The following is an 11,682-nucleotide window of genomic DNA, read 5'->3' on the forward strand; positions in this document are numbered from 1 at the left end:
GGATCAGGCAAAGCTCACGCCGTTTTCCGCCATTGGCAGCTCGGCCACCTGTACGTCGCTGATCGCGGCAATCGCGTTGGCCAGCGCCGGGGCCGACGGGGGCGTTCCCGGCTCACCCACCCCGGTCGGGGCTTCGGCAGAGGGCACGATGTGCACGTCAATCGCCTTGATATCGCCAATCCGCAGGGGCTCGTAATCGGGGAAGTTGGTCTGATCAACCGCCCCGTCGCTCAGCGTAATCTGGTCGCGCATCGCATGGCCGATACCATAGCCGATACCGCCCTCCATCTGCGCGCGCACCACGTCCGGGTTCACGGCAATACCGCAATCCACCGCGCAGGTGACGTTCTCGATCACGATGCCGTCCTCTGGCGTACCCGACACTTCGACAACCTCGGCCACGTAGGAACCAAAGGACTTGTGAACCGCAACGCCTTGAGTGCGACCGGCACCTGCCTTGCCCCACCCGGCTTTCTCTGCCGCCAGCTTCAGAACACCCGCCTTGCGCGCGGCTTCCGGATTGCTTTCGTCAAGATAGGCCAGACGGAACTCGACCGGATCGCGCCCAGCCGCCTTCGCCGCCAGGTCCATCATGACCTCCATCGCATAGGCCGTGTGGGTGTGCCCCACGGACCGCCACCAAAGAACCGAGGTCGCTTTCTTCGTGTCCGTCAGACCCAGTGACTGGGTCGGGATCGAATAGGGGCTGTCGGCGATACCCTCGATCGAGCTGTGGTCCACGCCGTCATGCACCGAGAAGGATTCGAACGCGGTGCCCTTCATGATCGACTGGCCCGCAACACGGTGTTCCCAACCGGCGATGTTGCCCGCCTCGTCAAGACCAACGCGCACCTTATGACCAAACGCCGGGCGATAGTAACCACCGCGTATGTCGTCCTCACGGGTCCAGACAAGCTTAACCGGACGCGACCTGTCGGTCATGACAAAGGCCAGCCCCGCCTCGACCTGATAATCCGCATCCGGCGTCGCCCGACGCCCGAAGGACCCACCGGCCAGCATGGTGCGGATCTCGATCATTTCCGGCGGCAGCTGGAAGATCTGCTGGAACGCCATATGCGGCCCGGTCGGCATCTGCGCACCGTCATGCAGCACGATCTTGCCCTCTGCCGTCTGCTCGATGGTACAGTTCAACGGCTCCATCGGCGCATGGGCCAGAAGCGGGAAATAGAAGGTCTTTTCAACCACCTGCGCCGCCCCGTCCACGGCAGATGTCACCGCCGTCATATCGGCCTTGTTGACGTTATATTCCGGCGCCGCATCCAGCGCGGCCATGATCTCGTTACGGATTTCATCCGAGTTGCGGGTTTCCGCACCGGACATGTCCCAATCGACCTCAAGCGCCTCGCGCGCCTGGATCGCTGCCCAGGTGTTCTCGGCATAGACCACAACCCCGGCCTTTGTCGGCAATACGGCGGCGCGGATGTACCCCTTCACCTCTTTCGCGGCACTGTCATCGAACCCAAGCGCCACACCGCCACGGGCTTCGGGACGGGCAATCATCGCCACCATCTGGTTGGGAAGGTGGACATCCATCGCAAACATCGCCTGACCGTTCGATTTGATCACCGTGTCCTTGCGGCGCACGTCACCATTGCCGATCAGTTTGAATTCCGACGGATCTTTCAGGCGCGGTGCTTCCGGGGCGTCCATCGTCGCGGCAATGGCCACGAAATCGCCAATCGGTGCGGATTTCCCTGCGCCCTTGACCATACCTTCTTCGATGGTCAGCTCCGAAGCGGCAACGCCCCAGTCCTTGGCTGCGGCGGAAATCAGCATCTCGCGGGCGGCTGCGCCTGCGGTGCGATACTGCTGCCACGAGTTCGCCATCGCGGTTGATCCACCCGTACCCTGGAACGGACCAAAGAACAGGTTGTTATAGACCTGCGGGTTGGAAGGCGCGAATTCGTACTCGATCTGGTCCATACGCAAGCCGATTTCCTCGGCGATCAGCGTCGGCAGGCCGGTGGCCGGTCCTTGCCCCTTTTCAAAGTGCTTCACAATGGCCGTCACGGTGCCATTGGCGTCAATCTTCACGAAGGGGTTCAGCTGGGTCGTTTCGGCACCGGCTGCGGCAATCGCCCCGTCCGGACGTGCGCCAACCAGAAGAACAGCGGCGGTCGCGGCCGCCCCTTTCAGAAACCCGCGGCGGGAGGTGTTGATGGTCATGGATCAGGCCTCCAGAATTTCCGAAGCGCGCTGAACGCCCTTGCGGATACGTTGATAGGTTGCACAGCGACAGGCGTTGCCTTCCATATAGGCATCGATCTCGTCCGCGCTCGGCTTGGGGTTCTCGGCCAGGAGACCAACCGCGGACATCACCTGCCCCGACTGACAATAGCCGCATTGCACCACGTCCAGCTCGGCCCAGGCCTGCTGAACCGCCGCGCCGATCTTGTCTTCGCCAATGGCTTCAATCGTGGTGATCTCGGCACCCTCAACGTCTTCGATGAAGGTCTGGCACGAGCGCACCGGCTCGCCATCCAGATGCACGGTGCAGGCCCCGCACGAGGCAACACCGCAGCCGAATTTCGTTCCCGTCATCTTCAGTTCATCGCGGATCACCCACAGCAAGGGCGTCCCCGGTTCGGCATCCACGGTATGCGTGGCGCCGTTCAGCTTCAAAGTCAGAGCCATGTTGGAAATCTCCTGTTCACGCTTGTTTCCAGATTCTGGTAAACTGGCGCGTTTACAGTAGATTGGAATTTCCAAGGTGTAAACTGACAAGTTTCATAGACGCAGATTTGACCGGCAAAGGCAATTGGTTCTATAGGTGGGCATATGAACGAATGCAGCGCACCGAATACGACCAAATACGCCCAGATCATCGAAGCGGCGGTTCAGGAGTTCCAGGAAAAGGGCTTTGCCTCGGCCAGCATGGACCGGGTCTCTTCGCGCGCGCAGGTCTCCAAGCGGACGGTCTACAAGTACTTTGAAAGCAAGGAAAATCTCTTCCGTTCGATCGTGGAAGAGCTGTCATCCCGCTTCGCCGATCTCAAGGAAATCCGCTATGTTCCCGGCCGTCCGATCCGTGAGCAATTGGTCGATCTCGCCTGGGCTGAAGGCCGGCTTTTGATCTCCTGCGATGTGATGTCGATGGCCCGGATGATCGTAAGCGAAACCTTGCGACATCCCGAATTGGCCGAAGCGGCGCAGGGCAAGATCGACAAGAAACCGGTGATTTCCAGCCTGCTTCGCGCTGCGGCCGAAGATGGGCAACTCAGGATTGAAGATCCGGATTCGGCGGCTGACGAATTCCTTGCCCTGATCAAGGCCAAAGCGTTCTGGCCCTTCATTTTCGGCGGTGCCATCGTGAGTGAAGATGAAATGGCGGTGATCGTCGAAGCCTGCGTTGAGATGATCATGTGCCGCTATGGTGTGTGAAGCCTCAGCCCTCAACCCCTGACTGAACACTCTTAATCCAACTCTCCAAAAGCGTGCTTTCTCGCGGCGTCAACGGCCGTAGTCACACGGCTGTTGCATAGCAGTGATGGACCTTGGGGCCATAAAAAGTTACCAATAGGAAAAATATGTTGCACCTCGAAGTGCGACTGGGGAACCAAACGGATCAAAGGGCACTCAATGCCACACGAGATGCACAAAGCGATTGCGCGCAATTCGCTTCTCATCAAAGCGCTTCCGGACGTCCACGTGGATGCCATCCTGTCCAAGGCGATCTGGAAAACTTACGACAGGGGCGAAACCCTGTTCATTCAGGAAGAGACCGCGAATGCCATCCACATCGTGCTGGACGGCTGGGTCAAGCTCTTCCGCGTCACACCAAGCGGCACCGAAGCCGTGGTGAGTGTCTTCACCCGTGGCCAGAGTTTCGGAGAGGCCGTCGCCCTGCGCAACATGCCCTACCCTGTCTCTGCTGAAGCCGCGACCCGAAGCAACGTGATGCACATCCCCACCAATGTCATCGTGGACCTGATGAAGCGCGACACCGAAGTTGCGCTGACCATCCTGTCTTCCAGCTTCAACCACCTGCATTCCCTGGTGGCTCAGCTGGAACAGCTCAAGGCGCAGACCGGTGCCCAACGTGTCGCCGAATTCCTGCTGGATCTGTGCGACGCGGAGGAAGGTGCCTGCGAAGTCACGATGCCCTATGACAAGGTGCTGATCGCGGGCAAACTGGGCATGAAACCCGAAAGCCTGTCGCGCGCCTTTGCCCGCCTCAAGACAATTGGCGTCAAGATCGAGAAGAACCACGCCCTGATCGGCGACGTCGAGAAACTGCAAGACTATGTCGAGGATCTGAACTGACCATGACTGACCAGCTCTCCCGCACACTCGCCGCCATCGACGCCGCCAATGCCGCCGATCCGCGCATGGATGACGGCCAGCCCGAAGCCCTGCTCTATGGCCAGCGCATGAGCGAACAGTGTGAGCGCTTGTTTCCCGAGGCACAGGACGTTCTGCAAATCGCCGCCCGTGGCCAGCACATCGAACGCTGGATCCTGAAACGTGCCGACTATCCCGAAGGCCGCGCGGGCTATCTCAAATGGCGTCGCGATCTGGCCGACCACCATGCCAACCGGATTGGTGAGATCATGGCGGAAAACGGCTATGACACGGAAACCATTGACCAAATGGGCCGGATGGTGCGCAAGCAGGGCATCAAGCGCGACCCGCTGGTGCAGGCGCTGGAAGACGTGATCTGTTTCACCTTCATCACCTGGTACTTTGCCCCTTTCGCGGCCAAGCACACGCCCGAAAAGGTGCAGGACATCGTCGAGAAAACCGCCCGCAAGATGTCGGATGCGGCCCGCGCCAAGGTGCTGGTGGAATTCGACCTGCCGGAAAACCTCGCCGCGGCCTTCAGCTGATCAGCGCGGGGATCAGGTAGAGCCCCAGCAACAGCAGACAGAACAGCGTCAGAACAAGATTGAAGCCGCGTCGCCATGACGGGGCTTCGGCCAACCCAAGATAGCGCGACAGGATCACCCGCGCCTTCATCAGGGCCAGCAGCAGGACCACGGCCCCGACAACCCGCCGGTCCAGCCCGCCAATCGCCAGCTCCGCCACCACGGCAGATGCCCCGCTGAGGGCGAAAAGCGCGAACCAGGCTTTGTTCAGGGGATCACTCAGCATATCGTCACGCCAACAGGTAGATCACGGGAAACAGCAGCACCCAGACCAGATCAACCATGTGCCAAAAGGCAGCCCCCACCTCGATATTGCGCAGGCTGTCTTTCCAGGCAATCAGGTACAGGATCGCCACCCCGGCCACGACATGCGCCGCATGGAACCCGGTCAACATGTAGTAGAACAGGAAGAACGGGTGGGTTTCGAAATCTATGCCCTTTGCGGCCTTGTCCGCATACTCCGCCCCCTTGATGATCAGGAACACAACGCCCAGAAGCGCAGCCACGACAAGCGCCAGCCGCGCCTTGAGCCGGGCGCCCAACCCGCGCCACTGAAACGCCTTCGCCGCCAGAAACCCGCTGGTCACAAGAACAACCGTGTTGAGCGCCGCACCGGTGCGATGCAGATGGTCCTGCGCCTCGGCAAAGCCCACGGGGTCGGTCAGGCGCACGGCGAGGAAGGCCGCAAGACCGGCCCCGAACACCAGCAACTCGCTGATGATGAGAACCCACATCATCAGGTCTCCGGGCAACTCGTCCAGCAACGATCCCTGCCCTGTGGTGTCGCTCATCCGGTCACCAGTTGCCGATAGATCTGCGGCAGCGCGTAGATCAGCTTGTCCGGCTCCGGGATCACCGCGAAACTGCCCTGCCCGAACATGCGGGCAAACCAGCTCTTGGCCTCGCGATCCACGGTCACGCCATAGACGGAATGCCCCGCCCGACGCGCCTCGCGCACCGCCATCGCGGTATCCTCGATCCCGTGACGACCTTCATAGTGATCAAGGTCGTTGGGCTTGCCATCCGTGATCACCAACAAGAGCCGCCGCTTGCGGGTCTGTTCGCTCAGGTCCGCCGACACATGGCGGATGGCCGCGCCCAGACGGGTATAGAACCCCGGCCGCAGGCTGCCGATCCGCTGTTCGACAAGACCGCTCATCGGCTCGTCGAAGCCTTTGCATTTCTGCACGTAGACCCGATCCCGTTTCAGGGAAGAGAAGGCATGAATTGCAAAGTCATCGCCACAGGCATTCAGCCCCCAGGCCAACGCATCCAGCGCCTCGCGCTCCACGTCGATCACGGCGCGGCCAGAGACCGCGCTTTCGGTCGAGCGGCTGACATCCAACAGGATCGACACCGCCAGATCGCGGGCTTCGGGACGGTTCTGCAACCAAATCCGCTCAGACCCTTCGCCATCGGCAATTCGGTCCACCTGCGACCGCACGGCGGCGTCCATGTCGAGGTTGTCGCCATCAAGGTGCCCGCGTGTCGTGACCCGCCCCGGACGCAGGGCCTCGAACTGGCGTTTCACCATGCGGATGCGCCGCGCCGCTTCGGGATCGCGGGCGAAATCGGCAAACTCTTCCTTGGCCTCGGCCACGCTGGTCAGGACACAGCAGTGATCGGGCAGGTACTGACCCGTGCGCACATCCCATTCCGGATACATGATCTTGCCGGACAGGCGTTCGCGATCCACGTCTTCAGGCGCGAGATCGAGATGCAGCTTGAGCTTGGTCGGCGGCGCCTTGGAAATCTGTCCCAGCCCGATCTCGTCCTGATCATCCGCCGCCTTCTTGGCGTTGTCGGGATCATCGTCGTCCACCCGACGGTTGAGGTTCAGGAATTCCGCCCAGCTCAGGATCGCTTCGAACTTGTGCAGGATGAAGCTGTCATTGCGCTCGGCCTGATCCGATTTGCGGCGGCGCGCGCGGTGGGTCTTGTCATTCTCGCCCGCCTCTTCCGGCGGTCCCTCGGTCTCGCGGCTTTCCACCTCGTGACCTTCCGAGAACTGCACTGGCCGCAGCTCGGGCCAAAGCGGCACGGGGCGGAACGGCTGATAGCGCAGCGGGGCTTGGATGTTGTCCATCGCGCCGGTCTCAAGCGCCTGCCACATCGGCTGGGCATGGGCCTTGAGCTCATCCCCCAGAAGGTGGCGAATGATGGCCTCGACTGCCGCTTCGTCTGCCGGCAGGTCGGGACGTGGACGGTAGTGCAGGATGCCCTCGCACAGGGCGGCATAGAGATCGCGCAGCCCCGGCGCATCCTCAAGCGTTGCCTCGACCATCTCGCGCGCCGCTTTCAAGGCCCGCAGATCGGCCCGCAGCGCATCCTCTTCGGCAATCCGGTCCGGCGCATGGGCAGCGGCCGCCGCCAGCCAGACATACATGGCGGCATTGGCTTCGCGCGTCGGCAGCACCGCAAGGCGCGACGGCAGACGCAATATTTCACCATCGAAACTGGTGCGCGGCATCAACTCGGCTTCGGTACCGAGGCGGCGCTTCCAGCTCAGACGGTGGCGTGAAACTTCGTCAGAGACGGGGCGCAGTTCAACGCTTGAACTGCCCCCCAATCCCCTGAATAGGACTGCCAGCCGCCCTCCGACCTCGGAAAGGTCGACAGCGGCTCCATCATGCGCCTCCGGCGCATCCAGGCGGCTGGCAAAGGAGTGCCACAGTTTCCCGACGGTCTCTTCGGGTTCCCATGGCTCAAAGTCGATCTTGACCATCGGCCGGCCTCACCCAAAGACAGCCGTGACAAGATCGAGGAGCCCCCGTTTGATGTCCTCATCATCGGTGAGCGGCTCGACCATTGCCGCGCGGATTGCACGGTCAACGTTCATGCCCTGCGCGATGAGGGTCGCGGCATAAACCACGAGGCGGGTCGAAACCCCTTCCTCCAGGTCCTGCCCCTTGAGATCGCGCAGCTTGTTCGCCAACCGCACCAGCGGCTTGACGCGCTCGATGTCCAGACCGCTTTCCTCGGCAACAACCTTGGCTTCCACCTCGGGTTTGGGAAAGTCGAACTCGACTGAGATAAAACGCTGACGTGTAGAGGGTTTCAGCGTCTTGAGGATATTTTGATAGCCCGGGTTGTAAGAGGCCACGAGCATGAAGCCGGGTGCGGCTTCCAATTCTTCGCCGGTCCGGTCGATCGGCAGGATACGCCTGTCATCGGTCAGCGGGTGCAGAACCACGGTCACGTCCTTGCGTGCCTCGACGACCTCGTCGAGATAGCAGATCGCGCCTTCACGCACGGCACGGGTCAAAGGTCCGTCCACCCAGACTGTCTCGCCCCCCTTCAGGAGATAGCGACCGATCAGGTCGGCGGCGGCCAGATCATCGTGACAGGCAACGGTGTAGAGCGGGCGGCCCAGTTTCGCGGCCATGTGGGCCACAAAGCGGGTCTTGCCGCATCCGGTCGGCCCCTTGAGAAGGACCGGCAGGTTGTTTTGCGCAGCGGCGGAGAAGACTTCGCGTTCGTCGCCCTGTGCGAGGTAGAAGGGGGCGTCAGCCGCCCCCATTCCGTTTTGAGGGTTATGGTTCATGGAACCGTCCATTTTTCCTTACTCCGCAGGAGTTTCAGCAGCACCGGGTTCGATGATTTCTTTGCGCGGCACCCAGATCGAGTAGATGAACAGGAGCGCACCAAGAACCACGACCACACCCGAACCGAAACGCATCCAGTAGAAGATTTCGACCTGGTCCTGAACGTCCATGTAGTATTCGCCAAGGACGCGTTGCAGGTGGGTCTGGATCGTACCGGCAAAGGTCAGCACGAAGGTCATGAAGACCATGCCAGAGGTCATCAGCCAGAACGAGGCCATGTTCAGCACCTGGTTGTAGGGGTCGCGATTGCGCAGGATCGGCAATGCGTAGCTGAAGATAGCGATGTTGAGGCAGACATAGGCACCGTAGAAGGCCAGGTGACCGTGAGCGGCGGTGATCTGCGTGCCGTGGGTGTAGTAGTTCACACCGTGCAGCGTGTGCAGGAAGCCCCAGACGCCCGCGCCGAAGAAGGCCAGAGTGGCACAGCCGAGCGACCACAGCAGAGCTGCTTTGTTCGGGTGGTCACGACGCCCTTTCCACACCATCACGAAGGCGAATGCCATCATGGCGAAGAACGGGATGACTTCCAGCGACGAGAAGACCGAGCCGATCCACTGCCAGTAACCGGGGGTACCGATCCAGTAGTAGTGGTGGCCAGTGCCGAGGATGCCCGAGAACAGGGCGGCGGCAACGATCACGTAGAGCCACTTTTCGACAACCTCGCGGTCAACACCGGTCAGTTTCAGCATCAGGTAGGCCAGGATAGAGGCCATGATGAGTTCCCAGACGCCTTCCACCCACAGGTGAACGATGTACCACCAGTATTGCTTGTCCAGTGCCAGGTTGTGCGGGTTGTAGAAGCTGAAGAGGAAGAGCAGCGCCAGACCCCAAAGACCCAGAAGCAGGATGTTCGAGATAGCGGTTTTCTTACCCTTAAGCACGGTCATCGTGATGTTGTAGAGGAACATCAGAGCCGCAACCACGATCCCTGCCTTGACCCACTTGGGCTGTTCGATGAACTCACGGCCTTCCTTGCCCAGGAGCCAGTGGCCCTCGAACAGGTTGAAGACATAAGTCACGACCACACCCAGGGTGCCGACCACGAGGATCGCCAGTTGGATATAGGCAAGTTTTTCGCTGTGGATCTCACGCTCGGTCTCTTCCGGGATCAGGAAGTAGGCCGCGCCAAAGAAGCCGAGGATCAGCCAGACGATCAACGAGTTGGTGTGCAGCATGCGCACGATGTTGAACGGCAGGAGTTCCGACAGTGTGTTGGGGGAAACATAGATCCAGCCGGCGAGCAGACCGCCCAGCACCTGGATCGCGAAGAGGGCCATCGCTACCGCGAAGTAGACAAGGGCAATTCTCTGAGTTTTGTATTTCATAGTTCAGACCTCCTTAACCCGCTTCGTTCGGTGGCCAGTCCTGTGCGTCGATCGTGTTGATCCACAGGAAAAAGTCAGCCAATTGACGAACTTCTTCGTCACTCAGGTTGAACTGAGGCATCTGACGACGGCCTTCGATTCCGGTGGGCTGAGAGTCCATCCAGCCTTTCAGAACGTCGAATGCACCTTCGGGGTCATCTTCTACACCCCAGCGTGTCATTACGTTGACAAGTTCAGGAGCAAAGTAGGCGCCTTCCCCCATCAGCGTGTGGCAGTTGATGCATGCTTTATCTTCCCACACTTTCTTACCGGCAGCGACGCTCTCGGTAAGGGTCTCGACGTTTGTCGAGGTGGTGACGATATAGCGATGCGAATGGAACGATAGTCCCAAGAAGATAATGATGAAAAACAGTGACCCGCCGTAGAAGATGTTACGGGCCATGCTTTTAGTCATGACTTCACGCATTGGGCTCTCCTTTGCCCTAGTTGATGATGTAGTGAAAATGCCGTCCGGCGCGTGGGTTATCCTTAACGAAAGTCAAGGGGGGTGAAATTCCGCAGGCAAAACCGCGCCGATCAGCTGGCGCGGCCCATGCGTGGCGCCCCGAGAACGGGCGCCAAGGCCATGAAAAACAAGGCAAAAGACAAGGACCACAAAGCCGCCGAGACCATCATCGCAGGCATGTAGAGTTCTACCGGCAAACTTGTCCCGCCCCAGCGCAACGCAGCCGCCACCGCCATCAAACCATAGGCCCAGGCCACCGGTTTCGGCGCTTTGAGTGGCCGTCCCGTGTGCCCGAGAGAGGCCCGGCTCATCACCGCAACGGTCATCACGCCAACACAGCCGATTCCGAGAACATGCAGGGCACCGATCTCGCTTCCCAAGCCCCAGAGCGCAGCGCCCCAAAGTATGAAACCGAGCCCCAGAAAGCCCATTCCAAGGTGCAGCGACCAGAGGATTGGCTGAGCTCGCGTCCACGCCCCACGCCAAAGTCCGACACGCAGGATCTGAACCACCCCGAACAGCACCGCCAGCGTCCCGACAAAGCGGTCATCTAACGGCAAGGTGACCACCCACGGCAGACCCAGCGCAAGGATCATCGTTGCCTTTTCAAGCGGCGGGCGCGACACGGGCCAATCGGCCTCGGGCACCCCTGCCCGCTTCATGGCGTTGCGCGTGAATGCCGGTGTCACCCGCCCCCCGAGAATCGCGATCATCGAACACAGCGACAAAAGTCCCATGCGCATCCCGACATCCAGCGTGCCGCTGGCGATCCCGGCCCATTCAAGGTGCACAAGCCCGTTGGCAACCCAGAGACTGCTCAGGATGAAGAGAAACACCATGTTCTGCGGCTTTGGCCGCTTCAACAGCTGCGACAGCACCTTCGCGGCCAGGATCGGCACGAAGAGAAGGTCAGCCGCGATCACGAGCCAGACAGGCAATGCCGCATAAAACCAGATCGCGACGCGACCGATCAACCAGGCCCCCGAGACAACGGCAATGAACGCGCCCCGCGCAGCCGGCGCATTGGTCCAGTTCGGCACGGCGGTCAGGAAGAAACCGCCCACCGCCGCCGTGGCATAGCCAAAGATCATTTCGTGCGAATGCCACTCGGTCTCGATCATGGATGGTCCGGCGAACTCGAACCCGCCCCCCGAGATCAGCCAGATCAGCCAGATCCCCCCGGTGAACATTCCATAAACTGCCGCTGACAGGAAAAAGACCCTGAAACCTTCGGAATAAATCCGCCCGATCGTTGCAAACATCGGCTTGCCCTGCTTTTTGATTTTACCCTGTTTCACGCTGGAAACAGGACTGCGCGTCCCTTGTACTAAGGAGTAGTCGGGGCAAACCTGTGACTCCTT

The 11,682-nt window shown here is 60.6% G+C and carries 12 protein-coding genes; 3 read left to right on the forward strand and 9 right to left on the reverse strand.

Annotated features, from left to right (window positions below):
- Positions 1-3 precede the first annotated feature (3 nt).
- Complete coding sequence (locus tag ABWV42_RS03155) at positions 4-2,187, reverse strand: xanthine dehydrogenase family protein molybdopterin-binding subunit (RefSeq protein WP_353338852.1); 2,184 nt, start codon at positions 2,185-2,187, stop codon at positions 4-6.
- Between the two features lie 3 nt (positions 2,188-2,190).
- Positions 2,191-2,655 (reverse strand): (2Fe-2S)-binding protein, encoded by a 465-nt coding sequence (locus tag ABWV42_RS03160; RefSeq protein WP_255104995.1) that lies wholly within the window; start codon positions 2,653-2,655, stop codon positions 2,191-2,193.
- 144 nt (positions 2,656-2,799) lie between these two features.
- Between ABWV42_RS03160 and ABWV42_RS03165 the strand changes: the two genes are divergently transcribed.
- From ABWV42_RS03165 to ABWV42_RS03175, 3 genes are all read left to right on the forward strand, one after another.
- Positions 2,800-3,402 carry a TetR/AcrR family transcriptional regulator gene (locus tag ABWV42_RS03165; protein ID WP_255104993.1) on the forward strand — a complete coding sequence of 201 codons (603 nt, stop codon included), beginning with the start codon at positions 2,800-2,802 and terminating at the stop codon, positions 3,400-3,402.
- 210 nt (positions 3,403-3,612) lie between these two features.
- Entirely contained in the window at positions 3,613-4,284 is a 672-nt protein-coding gene (locus tag ABWV42_RS03170) for a Crp/Fnr family transcriptional regulator (protein WP_353338853.1), read from the forward strand.
- Between the two features lie 2 nt (positions 4,285-4,286).
- Complete coding sequence (locus ABWV42_RS03175; RefSeq protein WP_353338854.1) at positions 4,287-4,847, forward strand: DUF4202 domain-containing protein; 561 nt, start codon at positions 4,287-4,289, stop codon at positions 4,845-4,847.
- On the opposite strand, the gene ABWV42_RS03180 is transcribed toward ABWV42_RS03175, so the two are convergent.
- The 7 genes from ABWV42_RS03180 to ABWV42_RS03210 form a co-directional block, all read right to left on the reverse strand.
- On the reverse strand, positions 4,840-5,112 hold the full coding sequence (locus ABWV42_RS03180) for a cytochrome C oxidase subunit IV family protein (RefSeq protein ID WP_353338855.1): 273 nt from the start codon (positions 5,110-5,112) through the stop codon (positions 4,840-4,842). The two genes, ABWV42_RS03175 and ABWV42_RS03180, sit on opposite strands and share 8 nt — an antisense overlap.
- 4 nt (positions 5,113-5,116) lie before the next feature.
- Positions 5,117-5,677, reverse strand: coding sequence for a cytochrome c oxidase subunit 3 (locus ABWV42_RS03185; protein WP_353338856.1), 561 nt, complete (start codon positions 5,675-5,677; stop codon positions 5,117-5,119).
- On the reverse strand, positions 5,674-7,611 hold the full coding sequence (locus ABWV42_RS03190) for a nitric oxide reductase activation protein NorD (protein ID WP_353338857.1): 1,938 nt from the start codon (positions 7,609-7,611) through the stop codon (positions 5,674-5,676). Before ABWV42_RS03190 ends, ABWV42_RS03185 begins: the two co-directional genes overlap by 4 nt.
- Positions 7,612-7,620: 9 nt before the next feature.
- A complete protein-coding gene (locus ABWV42_RS03195; protein ID WP_255104957.1) occupies positions 7,621-8,430 on the reverse strand; it encodes a CbbQ/NirQ/NorQ/GpvN family protein in 810 nt (269 codons plus the stop codon).
- Positions 8,431-8,448: 18 nt separating this feature from the next.
- A complete protein-coding gene (locus ABWV42_RS03200) occupies positions 8,449-9,816 on the reverse strand; it encodes a cbb3-type cytochrome c oxidase subunit I (RefSeq protein WP_353338858.1) in 1,368 nt (455 codons plus the stop codon).
- A 13-nt stretch (positions 9,817-9,829) separates the two neighbouring features.
- Positions 9,830-10,282 (reverse strand): c-type cytochrome, encoded by a 453-nt coding sequence (locus ABWV42_RS03205; protein WP_255104952.1) that lies wholly within the window; start codon positions 10,280-10,282, stop codon positions 9,830-9,832.
- A 110-nt stretch (positions 10,283-10,392) separates the two neighbouring features.
- Complete coding sequence (locus tag ABWV42_RS03210; RefSeq protein ID WP_353338859.1) at positions 10,393-11,583, reverse strand: NnrS family protein; 1,191 nt, start codon at positions 11,581-11,583, stop codon at positions 10,393-10,395.
- Between the last annotated feature and the right edge of the window lie 99 nt (positions 11,584-11,682).

Origin of the sequence: Pelagimonas sp. KU-00592-HH, assembly GCF_040369695.1 — a bacterium.
GTDB lineage: Bacteria > Pseudomonadota > Alphaproteobacteria > Rhodobacterales > Rhodobacteraceae > Shimia.

What these genes read in the sequence shown, in the direction of transcription:
- ABWV42_RS03195 (WP_255104957.1), bottom strand. Translation starts at nt 8,430, where the DNA reads ATGAACCATAACCCTCAAAACGGAATGGGGGCGGCTGACGCCCCCTTC.
- ABWV42_RS03200 (WP_353338858.1), bottom strand. Translation starts at nt 9,816, where the DNA reads ATGAAATACAAAACTCAGAGAATTGCCCTTGTCTACTTCGCGGTAGCG.
- ABWV42_RS03160 (WP_255104995.1), bottom strand. Translation starts at nt 2,655, where the DNA reads ATGGCTCTGACTTTGAAGCTGAACGGCGCCACGCATACCGTGGATGCC.
- ABWV42_RS03155 (WP_353338852.1), bottom strand. Translation starts at nt 2,187, where the DNA reads ATGACCATCAACACCTCCCGCCGCGGGTTTCTGAAAGGGGCGGCCGCG.
- ABWV42_RS03170 (WP_353338853.1), top strand. Translation starts at nt 3,613, where the DNA reads ATGCACAAAGCGATTGCGCGCAATTCGCTTCTCATCAAAGCGCTTCCG.
- ABWV42_RS03190 (WP_353338857.1), bottom strand. Translation starts at nt 7,611, where the DNA reads ATGGTCAAGATCGACTTTGAGCCATGGGAACCCGAAGAGACCGTCGGG.
- ABWV42_RS03185 (WP_353338856.1), bottom strand. Translation starts at nt 5,677, where the DNA reads ATGAGCGACACCACAGGGCAGGGATCGTTGCTGGACGAGTTGCCCGGA.
- ABWV42_RS03175 (WP_353338854.1), top strand. Translation starts at nt 4,287, where the DNA reads ATGACTGACCAGCTCTCCCGCACACTCGCCGCCATCGACGCCGCCAAT.
- ABWV42_RS03210 (WP_353338859.1), bottom strand. Translation starts at nt 11,583, where the DNA reads ATGTTTGCAACGATCGGGCGGATTTATTCCGAAGGTTTCAGGGTCTTT.
- ABWV42_RS03180 (WP_353338855.1), bottom strand. Translation starts at nt 5,112, where the DNA reads ATGCTGAGTGATCCCCTGAACAAAGCCTGGTTCGCGCTTTTCGCCCTC.
- ABWV42_RS03205 (WP_255104952.1), bottom strand. Translation starts at nt 10,282, where the DNA reads ATGCGTGAAGTCATGACTAAAAGCATGGCCCGTAACATCTTCTACGGC.
- ABWV42_RS03165 (WP_255104993.1), top strand. Translation starts at nt 2,800, where the DNA reads ATGAACGAATGCAGCGCACCGAATACGACCAAATACGCCCAGATCATC.